Below are 16195 nucleotides of genomic sequence, written 5' to 3' on the forward strand. Positions count from 1 at the left end.
CCTGACCATTCGGGAGGGGACCTTGCGCGCGATTCACTTGGTGTTCCTGGCCGCCATGGCCGCTTCACCGGTCCTGGCCCAGCAGCCCTCTCCCGTCGTCGAACGCGCGGCCGTCGAGGCCAAGGCGATCCTGGCGCGCGAGGACCTGATCCGCGAACTGGGGGCCATGGGCGCGATCGACTACGCCGCCCGCACGACCTTCCTGCGCGCACGCAAGGACGCCTCGCCGGCCGACCGCGAGGCCTTGGACAAGGTCTGGGCCGATCACTACAAGGCCATCGACCACCGCAACACCCAGCGCCTGAAAGTGCTGCTGGCGGACCGGGGCTGGTTCACCGACGACGAGGTCGGCTCGCGCGCCGCCTCGGCCGCGTTCAGCGTGGTCAGCCATGCCGACGACCTGGCGTTCCAAAAGGATGTGCTGGCCAAGATGGAGCCGCTGGTCGCCGCCGGCAAAGCTCCGAACGGCTACGCCAACCTCTATGATCGCGTGGCGCTGCAGGAGAAGCGGTCACAGCGCTACGGCACAGAAGGCACGGGATGCGCCGGAGGCAAACACGCCGTTCCAAGCGACCTTGAAGCCCCGGCAGGCGTCGACCAGCGCCGCGCCACCTTGGGCCTCGAGCCGATGAGCGCCTACCTCGCCAGCCTCGACAAGATGTACGGGCGCTGCGACGGACCGGCGACGTAGCGCCTAGAACTGCTTCCGCAAACTCATCCGCACCGCCCGTCCGCCGCCCGTCTTCACCAGCGCCTCCTGATAGTTCTCGGGTGTCCTCCCCTGGCTGTCTCGCACGTGCATGTAACTATCGAAGGCGTTCTCCAGGCCGAAGTTCAGCTTGGTCCCCTTCAGCCACGGCCGGTCCTTGGCCAGAGCCTTGTTGGCGCCCAGGTCCACTGAAGTCATCAGGATCAGCACCGGCGGGGTCGAGAACCGCAGGTCCTGGCCGCGCGCGCCGCCGTCGACGCGGGTCGGGCTGCGCCAGAAACCCGCCGCGGTAAAGGTGTAGCCGGGTATGCCCAGATTGACCGACAGGTTGATCTCATGGCGCGGCGAGGCGTTGAACTGGCCTAGCGACGCGCCCTTCAGCTTGTCCAGCGGGGCCATGCCCTCGCGGATCGTGACCTCGTCGCGCAGCCGCCAGCGGTCGTTCAGGGCGATGAACACCGAGTTCGGCCCCGTCCCCGGCTTGGGCCCGCCCCAGCGGCGCACATAGGTCACCCGCGAGCGCAGGTCCTCGGTGTCGGCGTGGGCGAAGTTGACCGGCCGCGTGTCGATCGCCGTCAGGCGGCCCTGAGCGTCGCGCATGAAGCGGCTCGGAAAGGCCGCCTCCAGCTCGGCCGAGGCCGACGGAAATCCGCCGATCGGATCATCAATCCGCGTACGGACATAATTCGTCGACAGCCGCAAATCCCGCGTCTCGAACGGCCTGTAGTTGACGCCCAGCTTGATCAGCTGGCGGCTGTCGGGCCGCAGGTTCGGATTGCCGCCCGAGGTCAGGGTGACGAACGCCGTCTGGCCGGTGGCGTAGTCATAGACCGGCGTGGCGGCGGTCTGCTGGACGGGGTTGTTCACCTGCTGGGGCGTCGGCTCGCCTTCTTCCCAGCTGTAGTCCGCCGAGACGTTCAGACCCTTGACCGGCGTCCAGTTCACGCCACCGCCGGCCGTCAGCAAGCCGCCGATGTCGGAGAACCGCTCGTACTGGCCGTTGGCGTTGACCGACAGCTTGCCCAGGAAGGCCAGCGGCCCGGCGCCGTTGACCAGGGGCGTGTCGAGACTGGCCTGCAGGGTCCCGCGATCGCGGGTCAGCACCTGGTCGATGCGCACGCCCGAGCGGACACTCTCGGACTCGAACTGGCGATGATCGGCGCCGAGGCGGACCGTGCCTCGCATGCGCCCCGCCGGCAGGCCCGCGAACGTGCCGTTCAAGGTCATGTCCAGCTTGGCGCTGGTGGCCACGGAGTCGGCGGTGTCGCGCGGGGCGTAGCGGATCAGGCCATCGGGGATCGCCGCCGTGGGATCGACCTCGCCCGCCGCCACGGCCGCACGCAGAGCCGTCGTGTCCAGGCCCCGACCGATCCGCGAGGCGCTCTCGCTGCGGTCGACGCCGCCGTCCAGGTTCCAGCGCCAGTGGGTCTTGCGCCCCGAAAGACCGGCGACCAGGCCGATCCTGCGGGTGTCGTTGCGCACCTTCAGGGCCTCGGACGCATCGATATAGCGGTAGATGTCGAGATCGCCGGGCGGATCCAGGGCCACGGCCGGCAGGCCCCGGAAGCTGACGCTGCTGCCCACCTGCAAGTCGCCGCCGAGAGTCGCGATGGCGCCGCCGCGCAGAGGGCGGGTATGGGTCACGTCCAGCTTGGCCTGCTCGGTGCGCGGCAGCAGGGTGCGTGAGGCGGTCAGGTCGCCGCCCACGACCTGGTCGGCCAGGGCTTCGGAGCTGCCGGCGACCGGCGTGCGGACCGCGCCGCGCTCGTCTTCGAACAGCGGCGAGTCACGGTGATAGCGGGCGCTGGCCAGGGTCCGCCCCTCGCCCTGCACCTTGAACAGGTTGAGCAGCTGGTCGCTCGACGCGCGACCGCCTTCCGCCAGCCACAGGCCCTCGTTGGTCACGGTGATGGCGTTGAACCGCTTCTTCAGGACGATGTTCAGGACCAGCTGGTCGGCGCGGTAGCCATGGGCCAGGGCCTCCTCCTCGCGCAGCGGCGCCATGCGCAGGATCGCCTCGGTCGGGATGTCGCTCATGTTGCCGGTCGAGCGCTGGCCGTTGATCAGGATGACCGGCGGCTCGTCGCTGCGGCCACGGGCATTGGACAGGACCGGCGCCAGCTTGGCCATCAGCTCGCCCAGCGTATTGGCCCCCAGGGTGCGGATCGCCTCCTCGTCCAGCTCCAGCTCGGGCTCGATCAGGCCTTCGGTGTCGCCGGGCTTGGCGCCCTTGATGGTCAGGGGATCCAGCTCGTTGCGCTCGCGTCGGCACTTGGCCTTGGCGGCGTCGCCCTCGAGCTCGTCGCAAGACACCGGTGTCTTGCGCGGCGCCGCTGGAACCGGATCAGGCGCCGCATCCAGGGCCATGGCGGCCGCCAGGCCACCCAGCGCCAACAGGCTCAAGTCCATTACGCGTCCCCCTACGCCACCCCCATGGCTTCAACCCCAAGAGCACATTCGCAACCAGACATTGATTCGACTGAACGGTGACGCTTTCACGGCCGACGCGACACAGCTTGGCCATAAACGGTAAATTCGCGCGGGCGCGGTGAGCCTGCTAAACCGGGCCATGGCTCAGCTCGACGACACCTATGATCCCCTGACCCCGGTGCCGGCCGAGCGCCGCGCCTTCACGGCCCGCGACGCCTTTTCGTTGTGGTTCAGCCTGGGCATCGGCCTCTTGGTCCTGCAAGCTGGCGCGTTTCTGGTTCCAGGCCTCAGCCTGGGCGCGGCCCTGGCGGCGATCGCCACGGGCTCGGTCCTGGGCGCCCTGTTGCTGGCCGCCGCCGGCGTGGTCGGGACCGACACCGGCCTGTCGTCGATGGGCGCCCTGCGCCTGACCCTGGGCGCGGGCGGGGCCCGCGTGCCGACGGTGCTGAACGCCGTGCAGTTGGTCGGCTGGGGCGCGTTCGAGATCATCGCCATGCGCGACGCCGCCGACGCCCTGGCCAGGCAGACCTTCGGCCTGTCCAGCCCGGTCGTCTGGACCCTCGTCTTCGGAATCCTCGCCACCTGGCTGGCCATCGTCGGACCACTGTCGTTCGTGCGCCGGTTCCTGCGCGCCTATGGCCTGTGGCTGCTGCTGGCCGGCGCGGGCTGGTTGAGCTGGCGACTCCTGGCCGAGCACGATCTGGCCGCCCTCTTCGCCAAGGCCGGGACCGGCGGGATGAGCTTCGGCGCCGGCGTCGACCTGGTCATCGCCATGCCGCTGTCGTGGCTGCCGCTGATCGCCGACTACACGCGGTTTGGGCGCACCAGCGGCGGCATGTTCAAGGGCAGCGCCCTGGGCTACCTGCTGGCCAATATCTGGTTCATGGGCCTGGGCGCGGCCTATGCCTTGGCGTCTTCTACGCATCTTGGGGGTGGCGGCGACACCCTACTGCTGACCGCCCTGGCCGCCAGCGGCGGAGGCATTGCGCTGTTCCTGATCGTCATCGACGAGACCGACAACACCTTCGCCGACATCCACTCGGCCGCCATTTCGACCGCCACCCTGGTTCCGGCCAAGTCCGCCAACCTGGCCCTGATCTTCGGCGGCCTGTGCACCACCATCGCCCTGTTCGCGCCGCTGGCCCGGTACGAGGGCTTCCTGCTGCTGATCGGCTCGGTGTTCGCGCCGCTGTTCGGCGTGCTGTTGACCGACCACTTCGTGATCCGTCGCCGCGCGAGCGTCGAGGCGTCCAACGGCTTCCGCTTCCAGGCCCTGCTAGCCTGGGTCGCCGGTATCGCCGCCTATCAGGCCTTGAGCCGCCTGGTCCCGGACCTGGGCGCGACCTTGCCCAGCTTCATCATGGCGGGGGCGGTGTACTGGGCGCTGCGGCGGGTGTGGAGCGGTGCGGCGTCGTAGCCGTTCGCTTTGGGGTGGGAAGCGGACTTCGGCTCAGAAGCGCCCCCTCCGTCTCGCTGCATATCCGCAGCGATCCACCTCCCCCGCAAGCGGGGCGGGAGAGTGCAGCTTCCTCCTCCCTCGTGAAACGGGGGAGGTGGCGCGGTGCCGATAGGCGACTTGACGGAGGGGGCGCTCCGCAAGGACCTAGTGGAAGTCCCGGCTCCGCAGCAGCCGCCCTGACACTTTCTGCCGAACGCGCGGAGCCGGCGCGCCGGGTTCGTCCCTCAGGGTCGACAGGTGCGCCGACAGGTCGGTGAAGCCTTCGGCCACCACGTGGATGACATTCTCGGCCCGCTGCACCCGGCCATGGACGACCAGGAACGAGGCGGTCATCACCACATTGCGATCGGCCTCGAAGCGGTCTTTCCAGACCACGGCGTTGGCCACGCCCGTCTCGTCCTCGAGAGTCACGAACACTACGCCCTTGGCCGTGCCCGGCCGCTGGCGGATCAGGACCAGCCCCGCCACCGACACCTTGGTCCCGTCCTTGACCGTCAGCAGCTGCTCAGCCGTGATCACCCCGCGCCGCGCCAGCATCGACCGATAGAAGCCGACCGGATGGGCCTTCAGCGACAGGCTGGTGGTGCGGTAGTCCTCGGCGACTTCCTGCGGGTTGCCCATGGCTGGCAGGGCGACCTTGTCCTCGAACAGCGGCAGGCCGGCCAGCAGCGGCGCCTGCACGGGCGCCTTGTGCTCGCCCTTCAGCCCCTTCACCGCCCACAGCGCCTCGCGACGGGTGAGCCCCACCGAGGCGAAGGCGTCCGCCTCGGCCAGCAGCTCCAGCGCTCGCTGCGGCACGCCGCCTTGAGCGAACTCGGCAGGGGTGCGGGCGCCCTCGGCGCGGGCCTTCAGCAGCGGCTGGATGTCGATCTTCTCCTTCAGTCCTTTGATCTGGCGGAAGCCCAGGCGGACGGCCTTCCAGCGCTTGCGGCTGTCCTGGCAGGCGATCTTGTCCTCGCGGATCCGGGGGGCGCGGAAACCCGAGGTCATGGCCTCCAGCGTGCAGTCCCAGTCGCTGGCCAGGATGTCGGGCGCGAGCACCTCCACGCCGTGCTCGCGCGCGTCGCGCACCAGCTGGGCAGGCTGGTAGAAGCCCATCGGCTGAGAGTTGATCAGGGCCGCGCAGAACACGTCCGGCCAGGCCCATTTGATCCAGGCCGAGATGTAGACCAGCTTGGCGAAACTGGCCGCGTGGCTTTCCGGGAAGCCGTAGTGGCCAAAGCCCTCGATCTGCTTGAAGCACCGCTCGGCGAAGTCGCGCTGGTAGCCGCGCCCGACCATGCCCTCGACGAAGCGGTCGCGATATTCGTCGGGCGTGCCCAGGTTGCGGAAGGTGGCCATGGCCTTGCGCAGACCGTCGGCCTCGTCGGGCGTGAACTTGGCCGCCTCGATGGCCAGGCTCATGGCCTGCTCCTGGAACAGCGGCACGCCGTAGGTGTTGCCGAGGATCTCTTGTAGCTCGTTCTCAGGGCCGTGCTTCGGATCGGGCTTCGGCCATTCAACCGGCTCGATCCCGTTTCGCCGCTTCAGGTAGGGGTGCACCATGTCACCCTGGATCGGACCGGGCCGGACGATCGCCACCTCGATCACCAGGTCGTAGAACCGGCGCGGCTTCAGGCGCGGCAGCATCGACATCTGGGCCCGGCTCTCGACCTGGAACACGCCGACGCTGTCGGCCTTGCACAGCATGTCGTAGACGCCGGGCAGTTCGACGGGGACGTCGGCCAGGTCGTGGATCGGCTCGCCATGGTCGGCGCGCAGCATGCCGAAAGCCCGCTGGATCGCCGTCAGCATGCCCAGCGCCAGCACATCGACCTTCATCAGTTTCAGGCTGTCGATGTCGTCCTTGTCCCACTCGATGAAGGTGCGGTCGTCCATGGCCGCATTGCCGATCGGCACGGTCTCGTCCAGCCGTCGTTTGGTCAGGACGAAGCCGCCGACATGCTGCGACAGATGGCGCGGGAACCCCATCAGTTCGGTGGCCAGGGCCACGGCGCGGGCGATCTCGGGCGCGTCCGGATCCAGGCCCGCATTACGCAGGTGCTCCTCGGGCAGGCCCGAGCCCCAGCTGCCCCAGACCGTGCCGGCCAGCAGACTGGTGACGTCCTCGGTCAGCCCCAGGGCCTTGCCGACGTCGCGGATGGCGCTGCGCGGGCGGTAGTGGATCACCGTACCGCAGATGGCGGCGTACTCGCGGCCGTAGCGGCGATAGACGTACTGCATCACCTCCTCGCGCCGCTCGTGCTCGAAGTCGACGTCGATGTCGGGCGGCTCGCCGCGGTTTTCTGAGATGAAGCGGGTGAACAGCAGCCGGTGCTCGGTCGGGTCGATCGCCGTCACGCCCAGGCAGAAGCAGACCGAGGAATTGGCCGCAGAGCCACGCCCCTGGCACAGGATGCCCATGCTGCGCGCCTCGCGCACGATGTCGTGCACGGTGATGAAGTAGTTGGGGTAGTCCATCTTGCCGATCAGCCGCAGCTCTTCCTTCAGCTGCTTCTCGACCTTCTCGGGCACGCCGGCCGGATAACGCCAGGCCGCCCCGCTCCAGGTCAGGTCGGTCAGGTGCTGCATGGCCGTCTTGCCTGGCGGCACGGGCTCGTCGGGATATTCCTCCTTGATGTGTTCGAGGTCGAAGTCGATCCGTTCGACGATCTCGACGGTGCGCCCGACCGCGCGCGGCCAACGCTCGAACAGGCGGGCCATTTCGGCGGGCGCCTTGATGTGCCGCTCGGCGTTGGCCTGCAGGCGAAAGCCCGCCTCCTGGATCGTGCAGTGCTCGCGCACGCAGGTGATGACGTCCTGCAGCGGCCGGCGTTCGGGACCGTGGTAGAGGACGTCATTGGTCGCCACCATCGGCGCGCCGGCCTCGCGCCCCAGGGCGTCGAGACGAGAAAGGCGCTTCAGATCCTGGGCGGCGTAGGCGCGGTTGGCCGCCAGCCACGACCGGCCGCGCAGGTCGCCGGCCATGCGGACGAGGTCACGCTGGAAGGCGTCGTCCAGCGTCCCTGGCGGAATGATCAGGCCCAGCTGGCCGTCCGAATGGTCCAGGAAGTCCTTCCAGGTGAGATGGCACTCGCCCTTCTCCGCACGGCGCTGCCCGACCGTCAGCAGGCGCGTCAGGCGACCGAACGCCTCTCGATCGGTGGGGTAGCAGAGCAGGCTGGGCGTGCCGTCCATGAAGTCCAGTCGGCAACCGGTCAGGACTCGGACCTTGCGTGTCTTGGCTGCTGTCCAGGCGCGGACAACACCAGCCAGGCTGTTGCGGTCGGTGACACCGATCGCCGTCAGACCTAGTGCGTCGGCCGCCAGCGCCAGTTCGCCCGCATGCGACGCCCCGCGCAGGAACGAGAAGTTGGTGGTGGTCTGCAGCTCGGCATAGGCGGGGGTCATGGCGTGGCCCCTCCACCGGCGTTCGCCGGTTCCCCTCCCCCAAAGGGGGAGGAAAGATGGTTCTGTCGCGAGGCGCTCATCCGAATAACCCGTGGATCCACCACTTCGGCGTCTCGTCCTCGCCGAACAGCCCTTGCCGATAGATCCAGAACCGGCCGCCGGCGTCGTCCTCGACCCGGTAGTAGTCGCGGATCCTGTCCGGTCCCGTATCGGTCTCGCCCACCCCGGCGCGCCACCACTCCTGACCGATGCGTTCGGGCCCCTCGGCGCGGCGCACGCGGTGGGCGCGGCCGCGCCAGGTGAACTGCATCGGCGGGTCGTCGGGCAGTTTGGCGATGGCGGTGATCGCCTCCGGGCGCTTGAACAGACGCACCGGGCGCGGGCGGTCGGGATCCCAGCGCGCGACGACCGGGGGATCGAGCGGCGCGTTGCGGACGACCGAGCGTTCGGGGACGTGACTCTCGAACGGATCGGCGCGCCAGACGCGGTTCTCGCCCAGGCGATTGACCAGGCGGTCGACCAGCGGCGCCAGGGTCTCGTCGAGCGTGGCGTCCGCATCCGCGTCGAGGCGCTCCTGGGCCGCGGCCAGGGGTTCGACCGCCCAGGCGTGGACGGTGACCACCTCGATACCGAAGCCGGGATCGACCTTGTCCAGCTTGGGGACGATCAGCTTGGCCAGCCGCCGGGCGTCGCGGCCGAGGCGGGCCAGGCCGGCGCGCACCGGATAGGCCTTGCCGTCCAGGCGGTGGAACACGACCTCGAAACGCTTGGCGCCGCGTCCCTGGGCCTCCAGTCGCTGGCAGATCAGCGCCAGGGCGTCGCCGGCCACGCGGGCCAGATCTTCCGGCGCGCTGATCGGCTCGAAGAAAGCCAAGCGGTCGAACCAGGGCGTGGCCGGGCGACGAAAGGTCAGGGCCTCGGCCGCCATGCCCAGGGCCTGGTCCAGGCGCAAAGTCGTGGCCAGACCGAAGCGCTTGGCCAGCTGGGCGCGCGGCAGGGCCAACAGCTGACCGACCCGGTGCAAACCAAGGCGCGGCAGCTGGGCCTCGGCGGCGTCCTCCAGGCGCAGGGCCGCGACCGGCAGGTCCTCGATCGCCGCGCGCTGCTGGCCGGGCGGCGCGATGGAGAGGTCGTCGCCATAGCGGGCTAGGGCCCAGGCCGCGCCGGCCGTGTCGGCGATCGCCGCCCGCGCCGGCACGCCCCAGCGCGCCAGCCGAGCGACGAGATCGACCAGCATCTGGTCCTCGCCGCCCCACAGGTGGTCGGCCCCCGTGATGTCCAGGAACAGGCCGTCGTCGCCGTCGATCGCCACGGCCGGCGAGAACCGCACGCACCAGTCGCACAGGGCTTCCAGCGCCGCGCGATCGGCGGCGGGGTCGTGATCGAAAGTGACGAGGTTCGGGACCAGGGCCATGGCGTCGGCGGCCTTCTGGCCGGGGGAGAGGGCCAGGGCGCGAGCGGTCTCGTCGACGGCGGCGAGGCGGCGGGTTCCGTGCTCGGAGACCAGCAGGGCGAAGGGGGGAGCCAACTTGCCCCCTCCTGATGCTACGCATCCTCCTCCCCCGGAGGGGGAAGAAGGAGTGCGGCGGTCTTTCCCTTCCGGAGGAGGAGCGCCAAAGGCGCGGAGGGGGCCAGGCGCCTCACCCGACCCGTCGTAGCCCGGGTTCCGCCGGCGCCACGTCGTGATCGGCCAGTTGGGACACCAGACGGAAAGGATGCGGGCCATGGCCGGCCTCCTGTGCTTCCAAGATCCAGGCGCCGGCGCGTCCGCCCCGGCAGCGTTCCAGTTCGACCCGCCAGCGCGGCGGACCCAGGCCGATGTCGTCCGGCGGCGGCGGGGTCGGGGATGGCCCGATCCGCCAGCGGCTGAACGAAGCCGAACCGGACACGGCCTGCGTCTTCCCCGTCCGCCCGCCATAGGGCCGGCGATGCAGCACCACCCCGAGGCCGCCGCGCTTCTCGCACGCCAGCTGCAAGCGGCGACCGGCGGTCAGGTCCGGGGCCTCGGCCTCGCCGACAGCGGCGGCGACGCCCTGGGTGGACAAGGCGTCCTCCAGCACCGACAGGGTCTCGGCCTCGTCGCGGGTGCGAACCTGGATCAGCCGGTCGGCCGGGAAACCCAGACCGAACAGGCCCGGCGCGAACAGGTCGTTGCGCCGCGCGACCCAGACGATCGCGCCAGTTCGCACCAGAGGCCTGAGCAGGAGGCCGACGAAAGCAGCCGTCGCCGCGCCCGTCTCGTCCTCCAGCCCCGCGCCCGCCACCTCATGCCAGCCGCCCAGCGGCAGGCCGCCGCCCGGGAAGCAGCCGTCGATGGCCAGATCACCGAACGGCAGGACCGGAGTCGGAGTCCGAGTCCCCGCTTGGATAGCGGCGATCTGGCCTCTCAGGGCCGCAAGACGCGCTTCGCGCGGTCCGGCCATTTCCCAACTCCATGTTCCACTTTTGTTCTGATCTTTCATGCTTGGAGAGTCAAGCTGGCTGGGTGAAGGTGCGTCAAACGGCCGTATGAAGCCGACCCATTTCCGGGAGCCCGCATGTCCCCATCTCGCGCTAATTTGGCCCGCGTCCTGATCGCCAACCGTGGCGAGATCGCCGTCCGCATCGCCCGCGCGGCGGCGGAGGCCGGGATCGAGAGCGTGATGGTCCATGCGGAAGGCGACACGGCCCATGTCGCCGGCCCTGCGGTCGCCCTGCCCGGTATCGGCGCCAAGGCCTATCTGGACATCGCCGCGATCGTGGACGCCGCCAAGGCGCAAGGCTGCGACGCCGTGCATCCCGGCTACGGCTTCCTGTCGGAAAACCCCGCCCTGGCGCGAGCCTGCGACGAGGCCGGGATCGTCTTCGTGGGTCCGTCGGCGGAGCACCTGGAAGTCTTCGGCGACAAGGCTCGCGCGCGGGCGCTGGCGGCGGAACTCAACGTGCCCCTTATCCCCGGCACGGGCGCGATTTTGCTGGAAGACGCGCTAGCGTTCCTGGCCCAGCACGGCGCGATCATGCTGAAGGCTCGGGCTGGCGGCGGCGGGCGCGGCATGCGGGCGGTGCGGGATCCGGCCGAGCTGGACGCGGCCTTCGCGGCCTGCCAGCGCGAAGCCGAGGCCGCGTTCGGCGACGGCGGGCTCTATGCCGAAAAGCTGGTCGAACGGGCGCGGCACATCGAGGTGCAGATCGTCGGCGACGGCGCGCGAGTGCTGGCCGTCGGCGACCGCGACTGCTCGTTGCAACGCCGGAACCAGAAGCTGGTCGAGATCGCGCCGGGCGTCCTGCCAGAGACGCTGCGGGCCCAACTCTGGAAGCATGCCGAGGCGCTGTGCGCCGGCTATCACGGCCTCGCCACGGTGGAGTTCTTGGTCGAGGGCGACGCGCCTTACTTCCTGGAGGTCAATCCGCGCCTGCAGGTCGAGCACACGGTGACCGAAGAGGTCACGGGCCTGGACCTGGTCCGGCTGCAGTTCGACATCGCGGCGGGCAAGCCCCTGGACCTCGACGTCCCACCTGCCTTCGGCGTCGCTATCCAGGCGCGGGTCAATGCCGAGACCCTGACCGCCGACGGTCAGGTCAAGCCTTCCAGTGGGACGATCGGCGTCTGGGGCCCGCCGGGCGGTCCGGGGGTTCGGGTCGACGCCGGCGTCACGGCCGGGACGTCGGTCGGTGCGGCCTATGACAGCCTGCTGGCCAAAGTGGTCGCGCGCGGCCGGACCTATCTCGAGGCCGCCGCGCGCCTGGACCGGGCGCTGGCGGAGTTCCAGGTCACGGGCGTGGCGACCACCGCGCCGCTGGTGCGCGCCATCCTGGCCACCGCGCCGGAGACGCCGACGACGCGGTTCATCGAGAACCACGCCGCCGAACTGGTCGCCGGCCTGCCTTTGCCTTCGGAGGGCAACGCTCACTTCGAGACCCTTGATGGCTCCATTGCCGTCGCCGCACCGCTCGCGGCCACAGTCGGCTCGATCAGCGTCTCCGAAGGCGACTTCGTCCGCCCCGGCCAGGCGCTTGCCGTGCTGGAAGCGATGAAGATGGAGCATCTGGTCCATGCCGCGTCCGGCGGCCGGGTGCTGAAGATCGCCGCCGCGCCCGGCGCAACCGTCACCGAGGGCCAGCCGCTGGTGTTCCTGGAGCCGATGGACATCGAAGGTGGCGAAGCGACCGAGACCCTCGAAGAGAACCTGGACGCCATCCGCCCCGACCTGGCCGAAGTCATCGCCCGCCACCGCTACACGCTGGACGAGGCCCGTCCCGACGCCGTCGCCAAGCGCCGCAAGACCGGCCATCGCACGGCGCGGGAAAATATCGACGACCTGGTCGATCCGGGCAGCTTCCTGGAATACGGGGCCCTGGCCATCGCGGCCCAGAAGCGGCGGCGCTCGGTCGAGGACCTGATCGCCAGCACCCCGGCCGACGGATTGATCACGGGGATCGGCAGCGTCAACGGCGCCCTCTTCCCGCCGGACAAGGCGCGGACGGCGGCCCTGGCCTACGACTTTACCGTCCTGGCCGGCACGCAGGGGGCGAAGAACCACCGCAAGTCCGACCGGCTGATGAGCGTGATCGCCGACCAGCGCCTGCCGGTCGTGTGGTTCGCCGAGGGCGGCGGCGGGCGGCCGGGCGACACCGACACCACGGCGGTGGCGGGACTCGATGTCCCGACCTTCCGCAGCTTCGCCCAGCTGTCGGGCCTGGTCCCCAAGATCGCCATCGTCGCCGGCCGCTGCTTCGCTGGCAACGCCGCCATCGCGGGCCTGTCGGAGATCATCATCGCCACCCGCGACAGCAATCTGGGCATGGGCGGGCCGGCCATGATCGAGGGCGGCGGGCTGGGCGCCTTCCGGCCCGAACAGATCGGGCCGTCGGCGCATCAGTGGGCCAACGGCGTCATCGACATCCTGGCCGACGACGAGGCCCATGCCACCCGGCTGGCCAAGCAGGCGCTGTCCTATTTCCAGGGATCGCTGGCGTCGTGGACCGCGTCGGACCAACGCCGGCTGCGGAACGCGATCCCCGAGAACCGCCTGCGAGTCTACGACGTCCGCGCCCTGATCGCCGGCCTGGTCGACGAGGGCTCGTTCCTGGAACTGCGCGGCGGCTTCGCGGCCGGCATGGTCACCGGCCTGATCCGCATCGAGGGCCGGCCGATGGGCCTGATCGCCAACGATCCGCGCCATCTGGGCGGGGCCATCGACTGCGAGGGCGCCGAGAAGGCCGCGCGGTTCCTGCAGCTGGCCGACGCCTTCGCCCTGCCGGTGCTGAGCCTGTGCGACACCCCCGGCTTCATGGTCGGCCCCGACAGCGAAGACGCCGCCGCCGTGCGCCGGGTCAGCCGCCAATTCATCGCCGGCGCCAAGCTGCGCTCGCCGCTCTTCACCGTGGTCACCCGCAAGGGCTACGGCCTGGGCGCCCAGGCCATGGCGGGCGGCAGCTTCCACGCCCCGGCCTTCATCGCCGCCTGGCCGACCGGCGAGTTCGGCGGCATGGGGCTGGAGGGCGCCGTCAAGCTGGGCTACCGCAAGGAGCTGGAGGCCGAGACCGATCCCGTGAAACAAAAAGCTCTCTACGACCAGTTGGTGGCGCGGCTCTACGCGGCCGGCAAGGCGACCAGCATGGCCGCCGCCCTGGAGATCGACGCGGTCATCGACCCGGCCGACACCCGGCGCTGGATCGTCGGCGGCATGGATGCGGCGGCTGGGATGAGCCGGCCCTGGGAAGTGCGGGTGGATAGCTTCTAATCCCGGTCTCCCCGGCGAAAGCCGGGGCCCAGATTCACCTGGAGAGTTTGGGGATGATCCGAGATACCGCCCTATCGAGTAGGCGAACGTTTGTGGGTTCGATCTGGGCCCCGGCTTTCGCCGGGGAAGTCGGAGTTCAAGGGGCATGAGTACGATCAAACACGCCCGCCTCACCCGCGAAGAGCTGCCGGTCGACACCGAGACCCTCGCCCGCTTCCTGATCGGCAAGGTCGTGGTGCGCGAGACGCCGGACGGCGTGATCAGCGGCCGCATCGTCGAGACCGAGGCCTACATCATCGGCGACGCGGCCAGCCACACCTTCAAGGGCATGACGCCCCGCACGCGGCCGATGTTCCTGGAGCGCGGCCACGCCTACATCTATCTGAACTACGGCGTGTCCTGGATGCTGAACGTCTCCAGCGAGGTCGAGGGGGTGGGCGCCGGCGTCCTGATCCGGGCGCTGGAGCCGCTGGAGGGGGTCGCGTTGATGCAGGCCCATCGCCGCACCGAGAAACTACGAGACCTGGCGCGAGGCCCCGGACGACTGACCCAAGCACTACAGATCGGCCCGTGGGCCGACGGGATGGACTTGTGCGCCGAGGGGCCTTTGTGGCTGGCGCGCGACGACCACGAACCCGCCGACATCGGCGTCGGCATCCGCATCGGCATCACCAAGGACGCCGACCGGCCGTTGCGGTTCTATGTGCGTGGCAACCCGTTCGTCAGCGGGACGAAGGCGCTGAATGCCTAAGCCCCTCCCCGACATCGTCGCGCCGGGACTGTCCGTCGTCTTCGTAGGCCTGAACCCCGGCTTGTCGGCCGCCGCCGAGGGCCATCACTTCGTCGGGCGCAGCAACCGGTTCTGGAAGGTGCTGCATCTCTCCGGCTTCACGCCGCACCTGGTCGCCGCCCAGGATGACGCCAGCCTGCTAAACTACGGCTTGGGCATCACCAGCGTGGTCGAGCGCCCGACCGCCGGGGTCGACGACCTGGCCCGCGCCGAGTTCGTACAGGCCGCCGCCGGGTTCGAGGCCTGGGTTTGCCGCTGGAAGCCGGCCTATCTCGCCTTCCTGGGCAAGGCGGCCTATGGCGCGATGCTGAACCGCCGATCGGTGGACTGGGGCCGGCAGACCGAGCCCTTCGCCGGCGCCATCGCCTGGGTGCTGCCCAATCCCAGCGGGCGTAACCTGGCCTTCAGCCAGGACGCTCTCGTGGCTGCCTATCGTGACCTTCGCCTGGAGATCTCGCCATGACCGAAGTGCTGGTCGAAACCGACGGCCCCGTCTGGACCGTCACGATCAACCGCCCCGACAAGCGCAACGCCGTCGATCCCGAGACCGCCCTGCAACTGCGCGCGGCGTTCGACGCCTTCGAGGCCGATGAGGTCGCCGCCGTGGCGATCCTGACCGGCGCGGGCGGGGCGTTCTGCGCGGGCTTTGATCTCCACGTGGCGGCGTCCGGCGAAGGCGAGCACTACGACCCGGAAGGCGAAGGCCCGATGGGCCCGACGCGGCGGCTGCTGTCCAAGCCGGTGATCGCCGCCGTCGAGGGTCATGCGGTGGCCGGCGGGCTGGAACTGGCCCTGTGGTGCGACCTGCGGGTGGCGGCGCAGGACGCGACCTTCGGCGTCTTCTGCCGGCGTTGGGGCGTGCCGCTGATCGACGGCGGGACGGTGCGGCTGCCGCGCCTGATCGGCCAGGGCCGGGCGCTGGACATGATCCTGACCGGCCGTGCGGTCGGAGCGAGCGAGGCGCTGTCGTGGGGTCTGGCCGATCGCGTGGTTCCGAGGGGCATGGCCCTGGCGGCGGCGCATGAGCTGGCCGGGCAGATCGCGGCCTTCCCGCAGCTGTGCCTGCGCGCCGATCGCGCCTCGACCTATGTCCAATGGGATGTCGACCTGGCCGAGGCGCTCAAGGTCGAGGGCCGCGGCGGGCTGGAGCCGCTGCGCCGCGAGGCCCGAGCGGGCGCGGCGCGATTCCGGGATGGAGCCGGACGCGGCGGAACGCCGGCCTAGTCTTCTCGGTTCATCCACTGGGTGACGATGATCGGGCCGAAATAGAAGCCGATCCCCAAGGTGTCGGCGACGATGTCGAACACGTCGGCGTCGCGGCCGACCATCGGCAGGCCTTGCAGGATCTCGATGGCGACGCCAAAGCCCAGCAGCACCACGCCGATCTTCCACGGCCGGCTGCGCGGCAGGGCGATCGTGGCCAGGAAGGTCAGGCCGTAGAAAACGATGAAGTGCTTGGCCTTGTCCCACGGGATCAGGCCGGCCGTGTCGTCGCCGGGCGCCAGGGCCGCGTACAGCGTGAACACCACGGCGCCGAGGAAGACCAGGAAACCCGGCCAGCTGATCTTGCGGGGGATGAGCAGGGACATGCGGCGCCTTTGGAAGCTCCTCCCCCGCGATGCGGGGGAGGTGGCCCAGAGGGCCGGAGGGGGCCAGCTCGGCCTAAGCCGCATTAGCCCCCTCAGTCACTCCGT

Annotated in this window: 12 protein-coding genes and 1 pseudogene; 8 read left to right on the forward strand and 5 right to left on the reverse strand. The window is 70.0% G+C overall.

The features are described 5' to 3' along the window. Positions 1 to 22: 22 nt before the first annotated feature. The gene (locus J7528_RS24405; RefSeq protein ID WP_291880034.1) at positions 23 to 691 is read left to right on the forward strand and encodes a DUF6624 domain-containing protein; all 669 of its coding nucleotides are present in this window, start codon (positions 23 to 25) and stop codon (positions 689 to 691) included. Between the two features lie 3 nt (positions 692 to 694). Here J7528_RS24405 and J7528_RS24410 read toward each other — a convergent pair whose 3' ends face one another. Further along, positions 695 to 3118 carry a hypothetical protein gene (locus tag J7528_RS24410; protein ID WP_291880037.1) on the reverse strand — a complete coding sequence of 808 codons (2424 nt, stop codon included), beginning with the start codon at positions 3116 to 3118 and terminating at the stop codon, positions 695 to 697. A 160-nt stretch (positions 3119 to 3278) separates the two neighbouring features. On the opposite strand from J7528_RS24410, the gene cytX reads away from it, so the two are divergent. Together cytX and J7528_RS24420 are read left to right on the forward strand one after the other, a co-directional pair. Then, positions 3279 to 4556 carry a putative hydroxymethylpyrimidine transporter CytX gene (gene cytX, locus J7528_RS24415; protein WP_291880039.1) on the forward strand — a complete coding sequence of 426 codons (1278 nt, stop codon included), beginning with the start codon at positions 3279 to 3281 and terminating at the stop codon, positions 4554 to 4556. Between the two features lie 41 nt (positions 4557 to 4597). Continuing rightward, a pseudogene (locus J7528_RS24420) lies at positions 4598 to 4710 on the forward strand (hypothetical protein); the annotation flags it as partial. Positions 4711 to 4742: 32 nt separating this feature from the next. Here the strand turns inward: J7528_RS24420 and J7528_RS24425 are convergent. Then, positions 4743 to 7988 (reverse strand): error-prone DNA polymerase, encoded by a 3246-nt coding sequence (locus J7528_RS24425; protein ID WP_291880042.1) that lies wholly within the window; start codon positions 7986 to 7988, stop codon positions 4743 to 4745. Here J7528_RS24425 and J7528_RS24430 point away from each other — a divergent pair. Further along, entirely contained in the window at positions 7987 to 8076 is a 90-nt protein-coding gene (locus J7528_RS24430) for a hypothetical protein (protein ID WP_291880045.1), read from the forward strand. The two genes, J7528_RS24425 and J7528_RS24430, sit on opposite strands and share 2 nt — an antisense overlap. Here the strand turns inward: J7528_RS24430 and J7528_RS24435 are convergent. Both J7528_RS24435 and J7528_RS24440 read right to left on the reverse strand, forming a co-directional pair. Continuing rightward, positions 8065 to 9714 (reverse strand): DNA polymerase Y family protein, encoded by a 1650-nt coding sequence (locus J7528_RS24435; RefSeq protein WP_291880047.1) that lies wholly within the window; start codon positions 9712 to 9714, stop codon positions 8065 to 8067. The genes J7528_RS24430 and J7528_RS24435 overlap by 12 nt on opposite strands. Continuing rightward, positions 9629 to 10411 carry a protein imuA gene (locus tag J7528_RS24440; protein ID WP_291880049.1) on the reverse strand — a complete coding sequence of 261 codons (783 nt, stop codon included), beginning with the start codon at positions 10409 to 10411 and terminating at the stop codon, positions 9629 to 9631. Before J7528_RS24440 ends, J7528_RS24435 begins: the two co-directional genes overlap by 86 nt. 114 nt (positions 10412 to 10525) lie before the next feature. On the opposite strand from J7528_RS24440, the gene J7528_RS24445 reads away from it, so the two are divergent. The 4 genes from J7528_RS24445 to J7528_RS24460 all read left to right on the forward strand — a co-directional run bounded on the left by J7528_RS24445 (position 10526) and on the right by J7528_RS24460 (position 15725). Continuing rightward, entirely contained in the window at positions 10526 to 13711 is a 3186-nt protein-coding gene (locus J7528_RS24445; RefSeq protein ID WP_291880051.1) for a carboxyl transferase domain-containing protein, read from the forward strand. Between the two features lie 145 nt (positions 13712 to 13856). Beyond that, positions 13857 to 14462: a DNA-3-methyladenine glycosylase gene (locus J7528_RS24450; protein WP_291880053.1), complete on the forward strand. Its 606-nt coding sequence runs from the start codon at positions 13857 to 13859 to the stop codon at positions 14460 to 14462. Further along, the gene (gene mug, locus J7528_RS24455) at positions 14455 to 14964 is read left to right on the forward strand and encodes a G/U mismatch-specific DNA glycosylase (RefSeq protein WP_291880055.1); all 510 of its coding nucleotides are present in this window, start codon (positions 14455 to 14457) and stop codon (positions 14962 to 14964) included. Before J7528_RS24450 ends, mug begins: the two co-directional genes overlap by 8 nt. Continuing rightward, on the forward strand, positions 14961 to 15725 hold the full coding sequence (locus J7528_RS24460; RefSeq protein WP_291880058.1) for a crotonase/enoyl-CoA hydratase family protein: 765 nt from the start codon (positions 14961 to 14963) through the stop codon (positions 15723 to 15725). Before mug ends, J7528_RS24460 begins: the two co-directional genes overlap by 4 nt. Here the strand turns inward: J7528_RS24460 and J7528_RS24465 are convergent. After that, positions 15722 to 16090 carry a hypothetical protein gene (locus J7528_RS24465; RefSeq protein ID WP_291880060.1) on the reverse strand — a complete coding sequence of 123 codons (369 nt, stop codon included), beginning with the start codon at positions 16088 to 16090 and terminating at the stop codon, positions 15722 to 15724. The two genes, J7528_RS24460 and J7528_RS24465, sit on opposite strands and share 4 nt — an antisense overlap. Between the last annotated feature and the right edge of the window lie 105 nt (positions 16091 to 16195).

It is taken from the genome of Caulobacter sp., assembly GCF_017744445.1.
In the GTDB taxonomy this organism is placed as follows: Bacteria; Pseudomonadota; Alphaproteobacteria; order Caulobacterales; family Caulobacteraceae; genus Caulobacter.